Below are 19819 nucleotides of genomic sequence, written 5' to 3'. Positions count from 1 at the left end.
CGGCGGGCGCCGGCCTCGGACCGCGACCCCCTGCCCTCACCCCCCACCCCGGACGGTCGCAGAAGACGAAATTTTGCAGCTACTGCAGAATTGCCCTGTACGATGAAGTTCGTTATGGGCACGCACACCGAGACGCTCACCGAGCAGCCCGGCCGCCGGGAGCGCAAAAAGCAGGCCACCCGCCAGGCGCTGCACGAGGCCGCCTGGGCGCTGGTCGAGGAGCGGGGCCTGGCCCACGTGACCATCGAAGCGATCACCGACCGGGTCGACGTCGCCACCCGCACGTTCTTCAACTACTACTCCTCCAAAGAGGAGGCCGTCCTCGGCAGCGACAGCGAGCGCAACGCCCGGGTCTGCGAAGCCGTGTCGGAGCGGCTGGCCGCCGGAGACTCACCGCTAGACGCGGTCCACGGCGCGATGCGCGCCGAGTCGGCCTGGAAGGACCTCAGCTCCGACCAGCTCCGCCGGCGAATGAAGCTGATGCGCGACGAGCCGATGCTGTTTTCCGTCGCGTCGGCGCAGTGGGAGGAGATGGGCCGGCGGGTGGCCGGCATCATCGCCGCCGCCATCGGATCCGACACCGACCAGGACCTCTACCCGCTGCTCGTGGTCAACATCGGCGTGGTCGCCGCCCGCACCGCGATGATGCACTGGGCCGAGCACCCCGAGCAGGACCTGACCACCCTCATCGACGACGCCCTCGCCGCGGTCAAAGCCGGGCTGCCGGTCCCCTCTGCGGGCGCTTCCCGCCTCGCCGTCCCCACCGCTCAAGGAGCTTCCACGTGACCACCGACTTGGCCGCGCCCGCCGAGGCGCGCACCTACAACCACCGGCAGATCCTGCTGATCATGTCCGGCCTCCTGCTCGGCATGCTCCTGGCCGCGCTGGACCAGACGATCGTCTCGACCGCGTTGACCACGATCAGCCGGGACTTCCACCGCCCCGACCTCTACAGCTGGGTGGTCACCGCGTACCTGCTGACCTCGACGGTCACCACCCCGCTTTACGGCAAGATCAGCGACCTCTACGGGCGCAAGCGGATCTTCCAGCTGGCCATCGTCATCTTCCTGGCCGGGTCGGTCCTCTCCGGCCTCAGCCAGAACATGTTCCAGCTGATCGGCTTCCGGGCGGTGCAGGGCCTCGGCGCCGGCGGGCTGATGTCGCTGGCCATGTCGATCATCGGAGACGTCATCCCGCCCCGCGACCGGGGCCGGTACCAGGGTTACTTCGGGGCGGTGTTCGGGGCGTCGAGCGTGCTCGGACCGCTGATCGGCGGGTTCCTCGTCGACCAGGCGTCGTGGCGGTGGGTGTTCTACGTGAACATCCCGATCGGCATCGTCGCCCTGGTGGTCGTCAACCGGGTGCTACAACTCGACCACAACCCCCGCAGAGCCCGGATCGACTGGACCGGAGCCGTGCTGCTCGTGGCCGGCGTCGGGCTGTTCCTCGTCGGCGTTCAAGACGCCGGGCAGACCGCCTCGTTCACCACCGCGTCGATGGTGTACGGGGTCGTCGGGCTCCTGTTGACCGTGGCGTTCGTCTTCTGGGAGCGGCGCGCCGCGGAGCCGATCCTGCCGCTGCGGCTGTTCTCCAACAAGGTGTTCAGCGTCGCCAACCTGATGGGCTTCATCACCGGCGCGGTCATGTTCGGGGCGATCATCTTCCTGCCCCAGTACATGCAGACGGTCCGCCACGTCAGCCCGACGCTGTCAGGGCTGCGGCTCCTGCCGCTCCTCGGCGGCCTGCTGATCACCTCGATCGGCTCCGGGCAGCTCATCTCCAGGACCGGCAAGTACAAGGCGTACGTCGTGGTCGGCACCGCCATCACGACCATCGGGTTCGTGCTGCTCACCCGGATCTCGGTGGACACCAACTTCTGGGTGGTCTCGGGGATGATCTTCGTGGTCGGCGCCGGGCTCGGGCTGTTCATGCAGACCCTGGTCCTGGCCGTGCAGAACTCGGTGAAGCCCCAGGACATGGGGGTGGGCACCTCGGCGGTGACGTTCTTTAGGACCCTCGGCGGGGCGATCGGCTCCGCGGTGCTCGGCGCGGTGCTGATCGCCCAGGAGAAGTCCTCCGCCCCCGGCTACATCCACCGCTACGGGCCGGTCCAGGGGCCGCTGCACGCCTTCACCCACGGCATGGATCAGGCCTACCTGTACGCGGTGCCGGTCGCCGCGCTGGCCTTCGTCATCTCGTTCGCCCTCCGGGAGATCAAGCTGCGCAGCAGCGCCGAGGCCAACCCGCTCGGCGAGGGCGGCCCGCTGCCCCTCGCCGAGTCGGCCGCGGCGGCGACCACCTCCGGCGCCGACGGCGCATAGAGCCTCGCCTCGCAGGGTAACCCTGCCTCGACAAGCTCCCCCCGCACCGTCCCACCCGCACGCCCCCGGCGGGTGGGACGGGTCGCGTCGGGGGACGGTGCCCCGGTTGGGGAAGCCGTCCGGGGGGCGACTGGCAGGTTCAAGCGCTGGCGCTTGTCCCCTCTCCTGCCCGTCGGTGTGTGCTTGGCTGGGCCGGTGACCCACGCCGCAGACCTCCGTGTCGGGCTGGTCGGCTACGGGCTGGCCGGCGAGTACTTCCACGCTCCGCTGGTGGCCGCGGTGGCCGGGCTGCGACTGGACGCGATCGTGACCTCCGACGCCGGGCGGGCGGCGCGGGCCGCGGCCCGCTTCCCGGAGGCGACCGTCGTCGCCGACGCCGACGCCCTCTTCGCCCGGGACCTGGACGTGATCGTCGTCGCCACCCCCAACCGGACCCACGCCCCCCTCGCCCAACGAGCCGTCGACGCCGGCCTGGCGGTGGTCGTCGACAAGCCGATGGCCGCCTCCGCCGACGCCGCCCGCCGGCTGGCGGCCAGCGCGGAGGACCGCGGCGTGGTGCTGACGGTGTTCCACAACCGCCGGTGGGACGGCGACTTCCTGACCGTGCGGGACCTGCTCGACGGGGCGCGCCTCGGGCAGGTGGCCCGCTTCGAGTCCCGCTTCGAGCGGTGGCGCCCGGCGATCAAAGCGGGCTGGCGGGAGCACCCCGGGCTGGGCGACGCCGGCGGGGTGCTGTGGGACCTCGGCCCGCACCTCGTCGACCAGGCGCTGCAACTGTTCGGGCCGGTCCGGGCGGTGTACGCCGAGATGGACCTGCGCCGGCCCGGGGCGCAGGTCGACGACGACAGCTTCATGGCCCTCACCCACGTCAGCGGCGTGCGGTCCCACCTGTGGATGAGCGCGACGGCCCCCCAGGCCGGACCCCGCTTCCGGCTGCTCGGGGACCACGGAGGGTTCACCAAGTGGGGTATCGACGGGCAGGAAGCCGCCCTGCGGGCCGGCGCCGTGCCGGGCGACGGATGGGGACGCGACCCGGAGGCGACGTGGGGTCGCCTCGGGGTGGACGGCGGCACCGAGGCGGTCGAGACCTGCGCCGGCGCGTACCCCGACTTCTACGCCGGGGTGGTCGCCGCGGTGCGCGACGGCGCCCCGCCCCCGGTCGCGCCGGGCGACGCCGTGGCCGGCCTGGAGATCATCGAGGCCGCCCGCCGTTCGGCGGGCAGCGGCCAGGAAGTGGCCCTGACCTGAAGCCGCCGTCGGCCGAACGACCGGCGGACGCCTAGACGTCGGCCGGTACCGCTCCCGGGCGCCGCAAGAGGCTCCCCGCCCCCGTCGCCTCGATGGCCCCGACCGCCCGGAAGACGAGGGGTCTCAGCAGGAACGCCGCCAGCACGACGACGCCGGCGAGCAGGTAGCCGGCCACGACGTCTCCTGGGTAGTGGGCGCCTACGTAGACCCGAGCGAAGCAGAGGAACACACCGAGCACGACGTTGGCCGCGGCGAGGGCTTTGAGGATCCCCGGCGCCGCCGCCCCCTCCCGAAGAGCATCTCCCGCCGGGCGGCGACCCTTCCACGCCCCGCCGGCGAGGGCCACGAGGACCGAGACGGTGAGGCCACCGGCGACGATCGAGTGGTCGGAGGGGAACGAGTAGTCGTTGGCCTTGGCCACCAACACCAAGACGTTGGGGTGAGCCGCGTAGGGTCGCAGCTCTTTGGCCGCGTGCCCGACGATCTGGTTCAGCCCGAGAGCGACTACGGTCCCGATTCCCCCGAGGAGCAGCAGCGCCGCGGCCCGCGGCGCCCGGCGCCACCAAGACACGACGTAGGCCGCGACGAACACGACGGCGAGGAGCACCGGCCCCAACCAGAGGGCGTAGTGGTGCATGAAGCCGTGCGCCCACGCGGTGTGCCTGGAGAAGCGGTTGAGGTCGAGGTAGACCGAGGTGTTCAGGCTCTTGGGTGGCAGCACCCGCACGCCGGGGAGAGCGGGCGGCGGGCTCGGCGGGGCTGAGCTCAAAACGGCGGTGAGGAATTCCACGGGGCCTTCTCAAAATGACTGGCCGGTGACCAGAGGATGAACCGACGGTGACCTCAACGTAGCACCGGCGACCCTCCAGCTATGTAGCATGCGTTACATGGGATGGCGTATCCTCACGTACCGGTTGTCGGGTGAGCAGTCGCGCCATCGGGTGGCGGTGTGGCGGGAGCTTCGCCGGGTCGGCGCGGTGGCGTTGCAGTCGGCGACGTGGGCCGTCCCGACGGGGGACGGCTTCGACGAAGGACTGGAGCGGGCGACGGCGCTGGTCAAACGGTCCGGAGGGCAGGCGTTGTGCTTCGAGGTGGCGGCCTCCGACGAGACCTTGGCCGCGGTGGAATCCCTCTACACCGCGGAGCGCGAAGCCGAGTGGGTGGAGTTCTGCTCGGAGTGCGACAAGTCCGAAGCCGAGCTGCTCGGCGAGATCGACAAGGAGAAGTTCACCCTCGCCGAGCTCGACGAGGAGGAGCAGAACGTCGACCGGCTCCGGCGCTGGTACCGGGAGCTGCGGACCAAGGACATCTTCGCTGCTCCCTCGGCCGGGCGGGGTGAGCGGCGGCTCAAGGAGGTGAGCGAGCTGCTGGAGGACTTTGCGGAGCGGGTGTACGAGGCTCGCGGCCGGCCGTGAGCGCCACCGCGCCGGCGGCCGGGCGCCGCCAGGTCGCCCCGGTGTACGGGGCCGGTTTCGTCACCGCCTTCGGGGCCCACGCGGTGGCCGCCAACCTCGGCGCGTATGCCCTCGCCCGTCACGACTCGCTTCTGGAGCTGGGCCTGATCCTCGGCGTGTACGACGCGGCCGAGGTCGTCCTCAAGCCGGTGTTCGGCGCGGTCGTCGACCGGAGGGGAGCCAAGAAGGTGATGGTCGGCGGGCTCGTCGCGTTCGGCGTGGCGTCGGCGGCCTTCGCCGTGGGGGGCGACGCGAACCTGCTCGGCGCGGCCCGCCTCGCCCAGGGAGCCGCCGCGGCCGCCTTCTCCCCCGCCGCCGGCGCGGCGGTGGCGACCCTTGGCGGCAAGAAACGCTCCGGGCGGCTCTTCGGCGGTTACGGAGGCGCCAAGGGAATCGGCCACCTGCTCGGCCCGGTGCTGGGCGGGGCGCTGGTGGTCGCCGGCGGCTACCAGCTGCTGTTCGCGGTCCTAGGCGCGGTGGCGTTCGTTGCCGCCGCCGCGGTGGTGTGGCTGGTGCCCGACATGGCCCCGGTCCGTCGGGCGCGCTCTGGGGTTGGTCAGTTCGCCCGCCGGGTCAGCCAACCGTCTTTCCTTCAGCCGGTGTTGCTGCTCGGGGCGGGCACCGCCGCGCTGTCGGCCGGGGTCGGCTTCCTTCCCGTCCTCGGCTACCGGCACCACCTCGACGCGGTCGCCACCGGGGCCATCGTGTCGCTCCTGTCGGCCTCCGCCGCGCTGCTGCAACCGTGGGCGGGACGCCGACTGGACCGCGGGGAGCCGCACCCGGCCTTTGCTGCGGGGGGGCTGGTGGTCTGCGCCGGCGGGTTCGCTCTCGTCGCCGGGCTCTCGTCGCCGGTCGCGATGGCCGCGGCCGCGGTCGCGATCGGCGCCGGGGTGGCCGCTGTGACCCCGCTCGGCTTCGTCCGCCTCGCGGCGACCGCCCCCGCGGACCGCCTCGGTCAGACGATGGGGGCGGGGGAAGTCGGGCGCGAGCTGGGCGACGCCGGCGGGCCGGCGCTGGTGGGAGCGTTCGGCAGCTTCGGGCTCGGCGCCGGGTTCGCCGCCATCGCGGTGGCGCTGGTGGCGTGCGCGGCGCTTGCCCTGCCGCGGGTGACGCCGCCGCACGGCGCGCCCCTGGAGGCGCCCGCGACGTGAACGTCGAGCGCCTCGTGTCCAACCTCGGTTGGACAGGGCGTTCTCCTCGCGAGCGTCGCCGGCGACAAGGTCGGTACCGTCCGGTCGGCGAGGCCGAGGCGGCGTACCCCGGACCCCTCGAATAGCCCCAAGGCGCCGGGGCGGGCGACCGCCCCGGCGGGTACGGCCGGGCTGGGATCAGTCGCGGCCGCGGCGGGCCGCGCCGGCCAGGCGCCGGCGGACCGCGGCGCGCTCCCAGGCGACGGCCAGGCGCATGAGCCGGTGGGTGGCCGGCCCGTAGGGCGGAGTGAGCACGTCGTTGGGGGACCAGCGGGACCGGTTGCGCACGACGGTTCGGGCGTGGGTGAAGGTCTCGAAGCCGGCCCGGCCGTGGTAGGCGCCCATGCCGCTGGCGCCGACACCCCCGAAAGGGACACCCTCGACCATGTAGTGGACCACCACGTCGTCGATGGTGACTCCCCCGCTGCGGGTCCCGTCGATGACCGCGTCCGCCTCGCTGCGGTCGGGGCCGAAGAAATACAGGGCCAAAGGGTGGGGTCGCGCCGCGATGGCCGCCACCGCGCCGGTGATGCTGCGGTAGCCGATGACCGGGAGCAGCGGACCGAAGATCTCCTCCTGCATGACGGTCATCTCCGCAGTGGCGCCGACGATGATCGTCGGCGCCACCTTCCGGGCCGGGCCGGCGTCGAGGTCCTCGCCGGCCTGGTTCACCTCGATGATCGCGGCGCCCTTGCGCCGGGCGTCCTCCACGTGAGCGAGGAGCCTCCGGCGGTGGGCGTCGGTGACGACCGCGGTGTAGTCCGGGTTGCGTCCGAGGGTGGGGTACATGGCCGCGGCCGCGGCCCGCAGTGCGTCGACCACCGCCGCGAGGTCCCCGTCGGGGGCGTAGAGGTGGTCGGGCGCCAGGCACAGCTGCCCGGCGTTGAGGAGCTTTTGGGTCATGACCCGCCGGGCCATGCGCCCGAGGTCGGCGCCGTGGCCGACCACGACTGGGCACTTCCCGCCCAGCTCCAGGGTGACGGGCACCAGGTTGGCGGCCGCCGCGCCCTGCACCTGGCGCCCGACCGCGCCGGACCCGGTGAAGAGCAGATGGTCGAAGGGCAGCCGGCTGAACGCCGCTCCCGCCTCGGCGTCGCCGGTCACCACCGCCAGCTCCTCGGGGTCGAATCGGGCCTCCAGCGCGGCGCGCAGGACCTCGGAGGTGCGGGGCACGACCTCGGAGAGCTTGAGCATGACCCGGTTCCCGGCGGCCAGCGCCTGAGCGGCGGGGGCCGCGGCCAGGGTGACAGGGAAGTTCCACGGGCTGATGATCCCGACCACCCCGAGCGGGTCGCGCCGGACGGTGGCCCGCCCGACCAGCGGGGCCAAGGGCCCGGCGGGGTGGCGCGTCGGGCGCATCCAGCGCGCCACGTGGGCTCGGGTGTGCTTGATGGTCGGCAGCGGTCCGATCACGTCGGTCATGAGCGACTGGACCGGCGAGCGGTGACCGAAGTCCGCGGACAGCGCGGCCACCAGGTCGTCGGCGCTGGAGACGGCCGCTTCGATCAGGCGGTCGATGCGCCCGACGCGCACCGCGACCGGCGGCGGCCCGTCGCGGACGAACGCGAAGCGCTGCGCGTCGAGGTGCCGGCGCAGATCGGCCGCCCGGGCGTCGCCGTCGCCTGGGACGGAACCGGCCGGGATGGCAGGTTCGGCCGGGATGGCAGGTTCGGCCGGGATGGCAGGACCGGTCGGGATGGCAGGACCGGTCGGGGCGGGGGGATCGGTCGGCGAGGCGGGGACGGGCGACGGCACCGGGCCATTCGATCACCTACCGGCGCCGGCGGCCGACTCGACCGGCGCCGGTCACCCGCGGCGGGCGCCGCTGCCGACCCGGGTAGCCTGCCATTGGTGACCGGCCCTACCGAGGACATCGCCGACGGTCCGACCCGGTGGCGCTTCGACCGGGCCTTTCTGGCGTCGAACTGGAACTGCATCTGGGGTCGGGGCTGTCTCGGCATCGAAGCCAGCCCGGATCCCGACTCCCACCTGGGGTGCTGCTCGGTCGGAGCGGAGCTGGGCGACGTCGAGGAGGCCATGAACATCGCCGCTCTCGGCGCCACCCTCGACCCGGCCCGCTTCGAGCACCACGAGGAGGCCGCCGCCCACGGGGTGTTCAACGACGGGTCCCGGACCAACACCCGGGTGGTGAACGGAGCGTGCATCTTCCTCAACCGTCGTGGTTTCGCCGGCGGGGAGGGCTGCGCCTTGCACCTGGCTGCGCTCGACGCCGGGGAGTCACCGGTCGCCTGGAAGCCGTCGGTGTGCTGGCAGCTGCCGATCAAGGTCGACTGGGAGCCCCAAGCCGACGGCACCGAGGTCGCGACCGTCCGCGGCTGGCGACGGGAGGACTGGGGCGCCGAGGGGCAGACCATGGCCTGGTGCTGCACCGAGGGCGACCTGGCCTACACCGGCGAGCGCCCGGTCGTCGAGTCCCTCGCCGCCGAGCTGGAGGCGCTGGTCGGCCCCGACGTGTACGGGGAGCTGCGCCGGCGTCTCGGCTGAGCGGCCGGGGCGACGGCCGTCTTCGGGCCTCGCGCCGACAGCGGTCAGCGCAGGATACGGATCGGAATGCGGCGCGGGCCGCGGACCTGGCCGGCCGACCAGGTCACCGCGTCGGGGTCGCTGACCTCGAACTCTGGGTAGCGGGCCATCCACTCGCTGAGAGCCACCCGCAGCTCCATCCGGGCCAGGTTCGACCCGAGGCAGCGGTGGATGCCCAGCCCGAAAGCGGCGTGGCGGTTGTCGGCCCGGTCGATGACCACCCGGTCGGCGTCGGGGAACACCGCCGGATCCCGGTTGGCCGCCGGGAAAGGCAGCAAGAGCCAGTCGCCTTCGTGAAGGGTCCGGCCTTCCAGCTCGACGTCTTTGGCGACCATGCGGGCCATGGTCACAGGCGCGTAAGCCCGGAGGAACTCTTCCATCGCGGTGGGGAGCAGCTCCGGCTCGCCCGCCAGGCGCCGGCGGTCCTCCGGGTGCAGGCCGAGGTGCCAGATCGACGAGCCGATCGCGGACCAGGTGGTGTCGATACCGGCGATCATGAGCAGCACCATCGTCCCCCGGACGTGCTCGGGCGCCAGTTTGGCGCCGTCGAGCTCGGCGGAGAGCAAGAAGCTGGTCAAGTCGTCGCGGGGGTGGGCCAGGTGGTCGTCGATCTGGGCGTTGATGTAGGCGTCGATCTCGCCGTTTTCGATCTGGGCCAGGCGCTCCTCGGCGGTGGCGTTGACGCTCTCGAGCACCATGTGAATGAACCGCCGGAAGATGTCGGCGTCCTCCTGGGGGAAGCCGAGCATCCCGATGATCACCTTCAGCGGGATGTGCTGGGCGTAGTCGGTCGCCGCGTCGAGCTCGTCGCGCCCTTCGGTCGCGTCGAGCAGGTCCCGGCACAGCTGGCGGGTCATCGGCTCGAGCGCCGCGATCGCCTTGGGTGAGAACGCCGGGAGAAGCAGCCGGCGGGCCATCGCGTGGAAAGGCGGGTCGGAGGTGATCGGCGGGGCCAGGCCGATCGGCGCCGGCAGGTCGAGCGGGCCGGGCTTCACGTTGCTGATCACCACCGAACGGGACGTGAAGTGCTCGGTGTCGTAGGCCACCGCGGCCACCCCCTCGTGGGTGACCGGCAGCCACGCCCCGCCGTAGCGGTCGGTGTGGGCGACGGGGCAGCGACCCCGGAGGTCCTCCCAGATCGGGTAGGGGTCGTGGACCCACGCCGGGTCGGTGTGATCGAAATCGGTCGCGAAGTCGCCGACGCGTCCCGGTTCGGTGGCGGTCATCGCCCGCTCCCCTCTCGTCGCGTCTCCCCTGGCCCGGCGGTGAGCATTGGTCAGTCCTCCCGGATCTCGATGGCGTGTTCGGGGCAGTTGGTCTGCGCCAGGCGAGCCTTGTCGTGCAGCTCGGGGGGCACGGTCCCGTCGCCGAGCTCGAAGGCGTTCCCGAGATCGTCGACATCGAAGATCTCCGGGGCCAGGTCGTAGCAGCGGCTGTGGCCCTGGCAGCGTTCTCGATCGACGTGCACCTGCATGGCTTCCCCCTGCTCAGCGGTGCCGGCGGCGACGGCCTGGGGCCTCGCGGCCGGCGGTTAGCGGAGCGTAGCCGCCGGCGAGGGGGCACCGGCGGGCGGGAGGGTCACCACGAAACGGCACCCCGGCCCGTGGTTGGTCACCTGGATCGTCCCGCCGTGAGCCTCGACCAGGCCCTTGGCCACGGCCAGGCCGAGCCCGGCGCGCCCGTCGCCGGGCGTGCGGGCCTCGTCGCCGCGGTAGGCCGGCTCGAACATCCGCGCCGCGACGGCCGCCGGGATCCCGCCGCAGCCGTCTTGCACCCACAAGCTGGGCCGGGCGGCGTCGCCGCCGACGCCGACCTCCACCCGCCCTCCCTGCGGGGTGTGGCGGATCGCGTTGTCGAGGAGGTTGCGCACCACCCGCGACATCTCCGCGGTCGACACGTCCACTACCGGCGAGCGGTCGCGTGCCGGGCCGGTCAGCTCCACGCCTTTGTTCGAAGCGGCGATGGCGGCGCCCGCGGTGGCCTCGGTGAGCAGCTCGTCGAGGGCGACGGGCTGCACGTGCAGGTCGAGGACCCCGCTTTGGATCCGCGACAGCTCGAAGAGGTCGTCCACCAGGCCGGTCAAGCGTTCGGTCTCCTGTCGCATCACCCGGTGGTAGCGGGCGACGGTGGTGTCGTCGTCGACGATGCCGTCCTCGAGGGCCTCGGCCATCGCCCGGATGCCGGCCAGAGGGGTGCGCAGGTCGTGCGACACCCACGCCACCAGCTCCCGGCGGCTGCGCTCCAGCGCCTCCGACTCGACCCGGGCCGCGCTGAGGCGGGCCGCGGTGGCGTGCAGCTCGGCTGCCAGGTCGCCCAGCTCCCCCGGGGCGCGCATCGCCCTCGGGTCGCGGGGCGAGGCGGGAGCCCCCGCCGCCTCGTCACCGATGCGGCGGGCCATTGCTTCGATGGTCCGCGTCGCGCCGGCCACCCGCCGCCCGAGGAGCAGCGCCGCCACCAGCCCGGCGGTGCCCGACACCACCAGCACGACGATCAGCACCGACACGTCGTGGCTCATGAGGAACATGTTCGACGAGGCCCACCACACGGCCAGGGCCACCGCGACGACCGGGGCCAAGGTGGCCACCGCCAGCTGCGCGCCGATCGCGGCGCGACGCAACCCTCGCAGCACCAGCCAGGCCACGCCTCCGGTGAACGCGGACGCGGCGACCGCTTCCTCGACGAGACGCAACGCCGAGTGCGGCGCGATGCCCGACGCCGACGCGGCGATGGCGGTGCCCGCCGCGCCGGCCGCGGCGACCGCGGCCGGCGGCCACCAGGACCGGGCCCGGGTCAAGGCTCGAACCGGTAGCCGACGCCCCACACCGTGCACACGTGGCGCGGCGCGGAAGGGTCCGTCTCGATCTTCTCCCGCAGGCGGCGCACGTGCACCGTCACCGTCGACGTGTCGCCGTAGGTGAAGCCCCAGACGTCTTCGAGCAGCTGCTGGCGGCGGAACGCGGTGCGGGGATGGGCCATGAGATGCGCCAAAAGCTCGAACTCCTTGGCGGTAACCGCCACCAGCTCGCCGCCCCGGCGCACCTCGTGGGTGCGGACGTTGACCTCCAGGTCCCCGGCGGAGAGAACATCGACCGGCGGCCCCGACGCCGAGCCGGCCGAACCCGGCGCGCTGCGGCGCAGCACCGCCTTGACCCTGGCGGTCAGCTCGCGGGGCGAGAACGGCTTGGCGACGTAGTCGTCGGCGCCCAGCTCCAGCCCGGCCACCCGGTCGTTCTCTCCGCCCCTCGCGGTGAGGAGGATCACCGGCACCTGGTGGACCTGCCGCAGCCGGCGGCACACCTCCAGGCCGTCCATCGACGGGAGCATCACGTCGAGCACCACCAAGTCGGGGGGCTCGGCCAGGGCCCGCTGCAGACCGACGGCGCCGTCGGCGACCACCTCGACCCGGTAGCCCTCCCGCTCGAGGTAGCGGCTGACCACGTCGCCGACGTTGGGGTCGTCCTCGACGATTAGCACGCGCGAGGCAGGAGAGGTGTCGAGCACGGCACCATGATCGTCCTTCTGCGCCGTCTCGGTCATCCACCAGCGTCTGTTCACCGAATAGTGAGGACTCTGGGCGTCACGTGGAGGACCCCAGTCGGTACAAAGGAACTGCGATGAGCACCCTGATCCCCAGACCACTCGAGGACCTCGTCGAGCGGGTCACGACCGACCCGGACCTGCCGCTGCGACAGAAGCGGTTCTCCAGCGCGCTGCGCGACCCGCGCGTCGCCGCCTGGCTCGGGGCGTCGCTCGCGGTGCTGTTCACGATCTGCTTCGTGACCGGCCTTTTCTCCCACATCCAGCAGCATCCCGTCTCCTGGCTGCCGGTGCCGGCCCGCCCCGCCGGCCTGTACCGGGTCACCCAGGGCGTCCACGTCGCGGCGGGCATCGCGTCGGTCCCGGTGCTCCTGGCCAAGCTGTGGACGATCTGGCCTCGGGTGTTGACCTTCCCGCCGTTCCGGAGGGTCAGCGACGTCGTCGAGCGCGTCGAGGTCCTGGCGCTCATCGGCGGCGGCGTGTTCCAGGTGTTCAGCGGCGTCGCCAACATCGCCCAGTGGTACCCGTGGCGGTTCTCCTTCACCGTCACCCACTTCTGGGTGGCGTGGGTCGCGGAGGGGGCGATCGTCGCCCACCTCGGGTCCAAGTGGTTCGTGACCCGCCGGTCGCTGCGGCGGCGACCCCGCCGTCCGGCGCTCTCCGAGATCGACCCGGCCCTCGGCGCCTCCGCGGAGGGCAGCCACGCCGGGCTCAGCCGGCGGGGGTTCCTCGGCACCGTCGCGGCCGCCTCCGGGGTGCTCACCTTCGTCACCGTCGGCCAGACCTGGCCGCTGCTGCGGCGCTTCGCGGTGCTGGCCCCCCGCAAACCGGCCGCCCAGCCGATCAACCGCAGCGCCCGCAACGCCGGCGTCATCACCGCCGCGACCGCAGCGTCCTACCAGCTGGCGGTCAGCGGCCGGGTGGCCCGGCCGTTCACCTTGAGCCTCGCCGAGCTGCGAGCTTTGCCGACCGAGTCGGCGGAGCTGCCGATCGCCTGCGTCGAAGGGTGGAGCTACTCGGCCCGGTGGTCCGGTGTGCGCCTGCGCGACCTCCTGGCCCGGGCCGGCGCCCCCGGCGACGCCGCGGTGCGGGTCCACTCCCTCGAGGCCCACTCGATCTACTCGGTGTCGTTCGTCAACCACATCCAGGCCCACGACCCCGACACCCTCTTGGCCACCCATCTCGACGGGCGGCTGCTCAGCTTGGACCACGGCTACCCGCTGCGCCTGATCGGCCCCGACCGTCCAGGCGTCAACCAGACCAAGTGGGTCACCCGGGTGGAGGTCGTATGACCCCCGACGTCCCGTCGCCGCCCGAGGTCACCCGCCGGGGACCGCTGTTTTGGGTCACTGCGCTGATCGGCGGCGCCGGCATCGCCTGGGGGGTGCGCGGGTTGTTCGCCCACCACATCGACACCCGGCCCGCCAACTGGGCCAAGTTCTTCGTCGGCGGGGTCATCCTCCACGACGTGGTGTTCGCCCCGCTGGTCCTCGGCGCCGGCTACGCGGTCGCCCGCCTGGTCCCGGCCCGGGCCCGGGCCCACGTACAAGCCGGGCTGATCGTCGTCGGCTGCCTGGCCCTGTTCTCCTGGCCGGAGGTGCGCGACTACGCCCGGGTCAACCACAACCCGACGTCGCTCCCCTACAACTACACCGCCAACCTGGGCGCGGTGGCCGCGGCCGTGGTGGTCGCGGTGGTCGTGGCCGCGGTGGGCGGCTGGCTGCTACGCCGGAGGTCCCGCCCGAGCTGAGCCCGCTTCGCCGCGCCGGGCCGCCGATCGGCGAGACTGGCCCGATGCCTTCGCCAGCCGCCCCCAGCGACGACGACGCCTGGCGCCTCGGCGTCGAAGAGGAGTATCTGCTCGTCGACCGGGGCGCCGGCGATCTGCGCCAAGACAGCGCGACCGTCCGGCGGGTCGTACGCTCCGTGTTCGGAGAGGACATCGACCCCGAGCTGCTCCGCAGCCAGGTCGAGGTGGCGACCCCAGTCTGCGCCACCATCGAGGACGCCGCCACCCACCTGATCCGCCTCCGCGAGCAGGTCGGCGCCGCGGCGGGAACCGTGGACTGCCACTTGGTCGCGGTCGGGTCGCACCCGACCGCCCGGTGGGCGGATCAGGAGGTCACCGACAAGACCCGCTACCACGACCTGGAGCGGGCGATGGCCCAAGTCGCACTCGAGACGGTCATCTGCGGGCTCCACGTCCACGTCGGGGTCCCCGACCCCGACGACCGCATCCGGGCCCTCAACGCGACCCGCGGGTGGCTCGGCCCGCTCCTGGCGTTGAGCGCCAGCTCCCCGTACTGGGAAGGCCGCGACACCGGGTTCGCCAGCTTCCGCACGCCGGTCTTTCGCCGCTGGCCCCAGACCGGGGTCCCTCACGCCATGACCGACTGGGCCGACTTCGCCGCTCTCGTCGACGCGCTCGTCGCCGCCGGCGCGGTCGACGACGGGACCAACCTTTACTGGGATCTGCGCCCATCGGTCCGCTTCCCCACCGTCGAGCTGCGCGTCGCGGACGCCTGCCCCCGCCTCGACGACGGGCTCACCGTCGCCTCTCTCGCCCGGGCGGTGGTGCGCGCCGCGCTGGACCCGGCCTGCACGCCGCCGTCGAAGACCGCGGACCTGCGCACCGAGGTGCTGGAGGCCGCAGTGCGCGGCGCCGCCCGCCACGGCCTGAACGGGGAGCTGATCAGCCCCCGAAACGGCCGCCTGGCCCCCGCCCGGGAGGTGGTCGGCGAGCTGCTCGACTGGTGCGGCCCGGCCCTCGACGCCAGCGGTGACCGGGACCGCGCGGAGAACGGAGTCGATCGGATCCTCACCGACGGCAACAGCGCGGACCGTCAGCGCCGGGCGTACGCCGAGCGGGAGTCGTTCGCCGACGTCGTCGCCCTCCTCGCCGCGGAGACCGCCGGGTCTGCCTGAGAGTCACGTGATCTCTCGACGAGCTGCCGCCTCGGTGACAGCCGGGGCGACCAGCACAGCGTCGAGGTAGCGGCCTACCGGGTTGCGGGCGAGCACGATGACCGGGCGGGTCTTGTCCATCTCGGCGAGCCGCATCTCGCCCCTCCTGCTGGGATGACCGTCACGGTTCGCTGTTGCGGAGGTGGAAGCGGCCCCGACGAGCACCGGGCCTCCGGCTATTCGAGGGCGGCGACCTTGGCGAACCAGTCCGGTGGCCCGGCATGGCTCTCCAGCACGAGAAGCGTCTCGCTGTGCAAGAAGCCGGAGACCTTCCACACCTGCGACAGCACCAGGTCACGGAGATGTTGATGATCCCGCACCCGCAGTCCGACGATGACGTCCCACTGGCCGGTGACCACGTGGATGGACGCTACCTCGGGCACGGTGGAGAGCTGGGCGATGGCGTCTTCGAGGTATGGCCCCTGGTCGGTGCGCAGGCCGACGAACACCTCGGTCCCGTATCCGATCGCTGCAGGGTCGATCTCAGCGTGGTACCCGCGGATCACCCCGGCTCGTTCCATGCGATCGATGCGTTCCGAGATCGCCCCCGGCGACTTGCCCAGGTCACGGCCGATGGCCCGAACCGAGAGCCTGGCGTCGCGGGTGAGCAGGCCCAGGATTCGCAGGTCAACCTCGTCGAGGGGGGAGGGCCCCACCGAACGCACGACATCCCTGCGGGTGACGGCGCGCGGCTGGGGCGGGTCCACGGCTCCCGCGGGCGGCGGACCCTCTGGCCTAGCGCTGTGTTTGGGCATGTTGTTCCAGGGCCGGCGCATACACCCCGTCGGTAAGTGTCACCGGATCCGGGAGGGGTTCGGTCTCGGCTTGGGCCACGGCGGCTCGTACCTCGGCGGCTGCTTCCCTCTTCATCGTCTGCACTTCGGCAGCGGTCCCTCCGTGGCGACAGAAGGCCTCCGCGAGGCGGTCGATGGGGTCCCGCGCCTGCCATGCCAGCCGTAACTCCTCCGGCACGTACCTGGCGTCGTCATGGATGGCGTGACCGTCGACGCGGAACGTCTCGGTCTCGATCAGGGTCGGACCGCCGCCTGAGCGGGCGGACTCGACCGCGGCCAGGCAGGCCCGGTAGACCGCGACGGCGTCATTGCCGTCAACGCGGACACCGGGGATCCCGTAGGCCGAAGCGCGCTCGGCGAGATGCTCGACTCTGTACTGGCGGGAGGTCGGTGTGGAGTAGGCGTACTGGTTGTTCTCCACCACGAACACGGTGGGCGTCTCGAACACGGCTGCGAAGTTGACCGCCTCGTGCCACGTGCCAACCGATGTCGCTCCGTCCCCGCACAGGGCCATAGCGACGCGCGACTCGCCGCGCAGCTTGAAGGCGAGTCCCACGCCCGCCATGACCGGCCAGGAGTCAGGTAGGTGCGAGACCATCGGGAAGACGCCGCGATGCCATTCCCCCATGTGGATGTCCCCGTCCCGGCCGCCCGAGGGGCCCGCGGCGCGGCCCAGGTAGTGGCGGACGACATCCAGGACCGGCGTGCCGCGCACCAGGTGGACGCCTAGGTCGCGATGCACCGGCGCCACGACGTCGAGGGCCCCCAGGGCGTATGCCGCACCGACGGCGGTGGCCTCCTGTCCCCGCCCGGAGATGAGCCGTCCCCGCAGGCGTGATTGCTGGTACATGGTGCGGAGGCGGTCCTCCACGGCCCGACTGAGCACCATCCACCGAAGCAGGGACCGCATCACCGTGAGGGACTCAGGGGTGGCCGGGCCGCGGGTTACTTGGCCGCCGCGGTCGGGCTCGGCGCCCGGCGGCGGGTTCAGTAGGTCAGGCACGCGCGTACTCCCTCCGCTATGCGCGACGCCGATGGGATGAAGGCGGTTTCCAGGGGAAGCGCGAACGGCACCGGGGTGTCTGGCGCGGTGATCCTTCGTATCGGGGCATCGAGACAGTGAAAGGCGTGCTCTGCCACCCGAGCGGCGACCTCCGCACCGATACCGGAGCTCAAGGTGTCCTCGTGGACGACGACAAGACGGGAGGTCTTGGTGACCGACGCCAGGATCGTCTCGATGTCGAGGGGGTACACCGTGCGAAGGTCGATGACCTCGACCGAAGCGCCCTCCGCGTGCAGGAGGTCAGCCACCTCCAAGCAACGACCGACGAGCCCCCCATAGCTCAAGAGCGTGACGTCCCCACCGGAACGCCTGACGGCGGCTCGGCCGAGCGGCTGGGCGGGTTGCGACCGGGTGAGATCGCCCCGCTGCGATCGGTACAGCGCCTTGTGCTCGAAGAACAACACCGGATTGGGGTCGCGTATCGCGGCGCGCAGGAGATGGTATGCGTCTTGCACCGACCAGGGGCAGACCACCTTGAGCCCTGGGACGTGGGCGAAGATCCCTTCTGGGTTCTGCGAATGGAACGGGCCAGCGCCCACCCCGCCGCCGGAGGGAGCTCGGATGACGAGTGGGACCGGGACCCCGAATCGGTAATGCAGCTTCGCTGCCTCGGTAACGATCTGGTCGTAGGCACAGGAGATGAAATCGGCGAACTGCAGCTCGGCGACGGGGCGCAGCCCAGCGATGGCCATTCCGATGGCGCCGCCCACGATGGCGGTCTCCGAGATCGGTGTGTCGATCACCCGCTCGGCGCCGAAGCGGTCGAACAGTCCGCGAGTGGCCCGGAACGCGCCGCCCATGACCCCGATGTCCTCCCCGATGAGCACGACCCGCTCGTCGAGAGTCATCTCGTCTTCCAGCGCTGCGGTGACCGCATCGAGATAGGTGACGCCGCCCTCCCTCACTTCGGACCGCGCACCGGGCTGCTCGAACCAGCCAGACGTGACCTCAACCGGGCCATAAGTTGGATGAACGTCCGTCAGCTCCGCCCTAGCACCAACCATATGCATGGCAGTACAGTGCAGCGGCATGCCATGTGTCAAGTATCACACCGGACGCAGGCGCTGATGCCGGACGAGCCGGACACCGCCGGCGCCGCGCAGTGGCGCCTCGAGATTCGCATCCACGGCGGGGCTCAGGACCCTCTCGAGCGTCTGCTCGGGGTGCTGCGGGTACGGCGCCTCCCCTACGAGCGGCTGGCGTACGAGCCGCCTCGCGCCGGTGTCTTCGGGCTTCTGGTCGTGGAGGTGAGCGGTCCTGGGGAGGTGGTCGACCAGGTGATGACCTTCGTGCAGCGAACCGTCGGCGTGCTGAGCACCGAGCGCGTCGCCATGCGGAGTCACTGAGGATCTACCGGGGCCCCGACCACGGGGCGGCCCGCGCTGCTTGGGCCAGAAGTTCGGCCACCGGCCTGGCGTCGCCGGTTACCAGGCCTACGGTCACCCGGAGATGGGGAGCGTGGTTCTGCCGGGTGGCGAACGGGCTGCCGGCTGCCGCGCCGACGCCGTTGGTGGCCAGGTGCAAGAGGGCGGCCGGTTCGTCGCGAACCGGGAGCCACAGGTTCAGCCCGTCGGGTGCCGCGACCGGGATGTCGAGGCGTTCCAGCTCCTTGACGATGCTCTCGCGGCGGCGGGCGTAGGTGTACCGGGCCCGCTTGACTTGCGCCCTGGCGGCCCGGCTCGTGAGCAGGTCGAGCAGCACCGTTTGTAGCAGCCAGCTGGTCCAGCCCTGCCCCAGCAGTCGTCGCTCCATCAACCTGCCGATTACGGCCTCCGGTCCGCTGACCGCCGCGAGCCGGAGGTCAGGACCGTGGGACTTGGAGAAGCTGCGGACGTGGACGGTCCGTTCGGGCAGCCAGCGCGCCAGACTTACCGGCGGCCAGGAAGACACCGCGCCCGCCGAGTCGTCCTCGACGACCATCGCCGCGCCGGCGCGGAGCACGTCGGCGAGTTGCTCGGCCCGGTCGGGATCCATAGAGGCCCCGGTGGGGTTCTGCGCCCTCGGCTGGAGGAAGACGGCCTCGGGGTTGGATCTCATCGCCGCTGCGAGCGGGCCGGGGAGCATCCCTCGCTCATCGACATCGACACCGATGGTGCGGACGCCGAGGGCGTCGAGGAGGTCGAGCAGCGGCGGGAAGCTGGGATGCTCGACCACGACGGTGCCGCCGGGACGAAGCAGCAGCGATGACACCTGATCGAGGGCGTCCATCGCGCCGTCGACGATCGTCATCCCCTCCGGCGCATACGGCCAGTCGCGGCGCAGCACCTCCTCGAGGTCGTCGATCACCGGCCGGACCAGGTAGTTGCCGGGGGTCCACGTGTGATGGAGCCCCCTCAGTGCGTCGGTGAGGTCGGGGAGGAGCGACGCGTCGGGGACGCCGGTAGATAGGTCCAGCGCGAAAGAGGCGCTGCGCTCCAGCGCCCGCCGATAGCGGGCCGGGCCGATCACCCGCAACGGAGCGATCGTCGTACCCCGCCGCCCGTCGGTGCGGATCGCGCGCGCCTGCGACAGCTGTTCCCACGCCGCGCTGACCGTGCTGGGAGAAAGCCCCAGTTGCAAGGCCAGCGAGCGGATCGGCGGGAGCCTCATTCCCTCGCTCAGCGTGCCGTCGGCCACCGCGTCGTGGACGGCTTGCGCCAGGCCCCGGCTGGTCCGCTCGACCAGGCGCTCACCGATCACCGCTCCTGCGTTTGTAACCACACAA

The 19819-nt window shown here is 72.2% G+C and carries 21 protein-coding genes; 10 read left to right on the top strand and 11 right to left on the bottom strand.

From position 1 onward, the window contains the following. The first annotated feature begins 114 nt into the window (after positions 1-114). The 3 genes from K6U06_RS11435 to K6U06_RS11425 all read left to right on the top strand — a co-directional run bounded on the left by K6U06_RS11435 (position 115) and on the right by K6U06_RS11425 (position 3569). Complete coding sequence (locus K6U06_RS11435; RefSeq protein WP_262322064.1) at positions 115-786, top strand: TetR family transcriptional regulator; 672 nt, start codon at positions 115-117, stop codon at positions 784-786. Further along, on the top strand, positions 783-2321 hold the full coding sequence (locus tag K6U06_RS11430) for an MDR family MFS transporter (protein WP_262322063.1): 1539 nt from the start codon (positions 783-785) through the stop codon (positions 2319-2321). The genes K6U06_RS11435 and K6U06_RS11430 overlap by 4 nt, the downstream gene beginning before the upstream one ends. 195 nt (positions 2322-2516) lie before the next feature. Next, the gene (locus K6U06_RS11425) at positions 2517-3569 is read left to right on the top strand and encodes a Gfo/Idh/MocA family oxidoreductase (protein WP_262322062.1); all 1053 of its coding nucleotides are present in this window, start codon (positions 2517-2519) and stop codon (positions 3567-3569) included. Positions 3570-3600: 31 nt separating this feature from the next. Here K6U06_RS11425 and K6U06_RS11420 read toward each other — a convergent pair whose 3' ends face one another. Then, positions 3601-4359 carry a phosphatase PAP2 family protein gene (locus tag K6U06_RS11420; protein ID WP_262322061.1) on the bottom strand — a complete coding sequence of 253 codons (759 nt, stop codon included), beginning with the start codon at positions 4357-4359 and terminating at the stop codon, positions 3601-3603. 97 nt (positions 4360-4456) lie between these two features. Between K6U06_RS11420 and K6U06_RS11415 the strand changes: the two genes are divergently transcribed. Both K6U06_RS11415 and K6U06_RS11410 read left to right on the top strand, forming a co-directional pair. Further along, a complete protein-coding gene (locus K6U06_RS11415; RefSeq protein ID WP_262322060.1) occupies positions 4457-4984 on the top strand; it encodes a Chromate resistance protein ChrB in 528 nt (175 codons plus the stop codon). Then, positions 4981-6174: an MFS transporter gene (locus tag K6U06_RS11410; RefSeq protein ID WP_262322059.1), complete on the top strand. Its 1194-nt coding sequence runs from the start codon at positions 4981-4983 to the stop codon at positions 6172-6174. Before K6U06_RS11415 ends, K6U06_RS11410 begins: the two co-directional genes overlap by 4 nt. Before the next feature lie 177 nt (positions 6175-6351). Here the strand turns inward: K6U06_RS11410 and K6U06_RS11405 are convergent, their stop codons facing one another. Further along, positions 6352-7968 carry an aldehyde dehydrogenase family protein gene (locus K6U06_RS11405; protein WP_262322058.1) on the bottom strand — a complete coding sequence of 539 codons (1617 nt, stop codon included), beginning with the start codon at positions 7966-7968 and terminating at the stop codon, positions 6352-6354. Positions 7969-8064: 96 nt separating this feature from the next. Here K6U06_RS11405 and K6U06_RS11400 point away from each other — a divergent pair, with 96 nt between their 5' ends. Further along, positions 8065-8718: a hypothetical protein gene (locus K6U06_RS11400; RefSeq protein WP_262322057.1), complete on the top strand. Its 654-nt coding sequence runs from the start codon at positions 8065-8067 to the stop codon at positions 8716-8718. A gap of 44 nt (positions 8719-8762) precedes the next feature. Here K6U06_RS11400 and K6U06_RS11395 read toward each other — a convergent pair whose 3' ends face one another. The 4 genes from K6U06_RS11395 to K6U06_RS11380 are packed head-to-tail and all read right to left on the bottom strand — an operon-like array spanning position 8763 to position 12294. Continuing rightward, positions 8763-9983, bottom strand: a complete 1221-nt coding sequence (locus tag K6U06_RS11395) for a cytochrome P450 (RefSeq protein WP_262322056.1) — start codon at positions 9981-9983, stop codon at positions 8763-8765. Between the two features lie 50 nt (positions 9984-10033). Beyond that, complete coding sequence (locus K6U06_RS11390) at positions 10034-10231, bottom strand: ferredoxin (protein WP_262322055.1); 198 nt, start codon at positions 10229-10231, stop codon at positions 10034-10036. A 57-nt stretch (positions 10232-10288) separates the two neighbouring features. Beyond that, a complete protein-coding gene (locus K6U06_RS11385; RefSeq protein WP_262322054.1) occupies positions 10289-11551 on the bottom strand; it encodes a sensor histidine kinase in 1263 nt (420 codons plus the stop codon). After that, positions 11548-12294, bottom strand: a complete 747-nt coding sequence (locus K6U06_RS11380) for a response regulator transcription factor (protein WP_262322053.1) — start codon at positions 12292-12294, stop codon at positions 11548-11550. The genes K6U06_RS11385 and K6U06_RS11380 overlap by 4 nt, the downstream gene beginning before the upstream one ends. Before the next feature lie 77 nt (positions 12295-12371). Here K6U06_RS11380 and K6U06_RS11375 point away from each other — a divergent pair, with 77 nt between their 5' ends. Genes K6U06_RS11375 through K6U06_RS11365 form a run of 3 tightly spaced genes read left to right on the top strand, consistent with a single transcriptional unit; the run spans position 12372 to position 15219 of the window. Next, on the top strand, positions 12372-13586 hold the full coding sequence (locus K6U06_RS11375) for a molybdopterin-dependent oxidoreductase (RefSeq protein ID WP_262322052.1): 1215 nt from the start codon (positions 12372-12374) through the stop codon (positions 13584-13586). Beyond that, complete coding sequence (locus tag K6U06_RS11370) at positions 13583-14044, top strand: hypothetical protein (RefSeq protein ID WP_262322051.1); 462 nt, start codon at positions 13583-13585, stop codon at positions 14042-14044. The genes K6U06_RS11375 and K6U06_RS11370 overlap by 4 nt, the downstream gene beginning before the upstream one ends. A gap of 44 nt (positions 14045-14088) precedes the next feature. Then, a complete protein-coding gene (locus K6U06_RS11365) occupies positions 14089-15219 on the top strand; it encodes a glutamate--cysteine ligase (RefSeq protein ID WP_262322050.1) in 1131 nt (376 codons plus the stop codon). 3 nt (positions 15220-15222) lie between these two features. Here K6U06_RS11365 and K6U06_RS11360 read toward each other — a convergent pair whose 3' ends face one another. The 4 genes from K6U06_RS11360 to K6U06_RS11345 all read right to left on the bottom strand — a co-directional run bounded on the left by K6U06_RS11360 (position 15223) and on the right by K6U06_RS11345 (position 18020). Next, entirely contained in the window at positions 15223-15354 is a 132-nt protein-coding gene (locus tag K6U06_RS11360; RefSeq protein WP_262322049.1) for a hypothetical protein, read from the bottom strand. 80 nt (positions 15355-15434) lie between these two features. Beyond that, entirely contained in the window at positions 15435-15914 is a 480-nt protein-coding gene (locus tag K6U06_RS11355; RefSeq protein WP_262322048.1) for an Lrp/AsnC family transcriptional regulator, read from the bottom strand. A gap of 79 nt (positions 15915-15993) precedes the next feature. Continuing rightward, complete coding sequence (locus tag K6U06_RS11350) at positions 15994-17055, bottom strand: thiamine pyrophosphate-dependent dehydrogenase E1 component subunit alpha (RefSeq protein ID WP_262322047.1); 1062 nt, start codon at positions 17053-17055, stop codon at positions 15994-15996. Then, complete coding sequence (locus tag K6U06_RS11345; protein WP_262322046.1) at positions 17040-18020, bottom strand: alpha-ketoacid dehydrogenase subunit beta; 981 nt, start codon at positions 18018-18020, stop codon at positions 17040-17042. The genes K6U06_RS11350 and K6U06_RS11345 overlap by 16 nt, the downstream gene beginning before the upstream one ends. Before the next feature lie 162 nt (positions 18021-18182). Here K6U06_RS11345 and K6U06_RS11340 point away from each other — a divergent pair, with 162 nt between their 5' ends. After that, positions 18183-18461: a hypothetical protein gene (locus K6U06_RS11340; RefSeq protein ID WP_262322045.1), complete on the top strand. Its 279-nt coding sequence runs from the start codon at positions 18183-18185 to the stop codon at positions 18459-18461. Positions 18462-18465: 4 nt separating this feature from the next. Here the strand turns inward: K6U06_RS11340 and K6U06_RS11335 are convergent, their stop codons facing one another. Further along, entirely contained in the window at positions 18466-19815 is a 1350-nt protein-coding gene (locus K6U06_RS11335) for a PLP-dependent aminotransferase family protein (protein ID WP_262322044.1), read from the bottom strand. Between the last annotated feature and the right edge of the window lie 4 nt (positions 19816-19819).

The sequence above is a fragment of the Acidiferrimicrobium sp. IK genome (assembly GCF_025499425.1).
Classification (GTDB): domain Bacteria; phylum Actinomycetota; class Acidimicrobiia; order Acidimicrobiales; family Palsa-688; genus Acidiferrimicrobium.
Note: the sequence above shows the minus strand (reverse complement) of the source record. Positions and strands in the feature narration are given on the sequence as shown.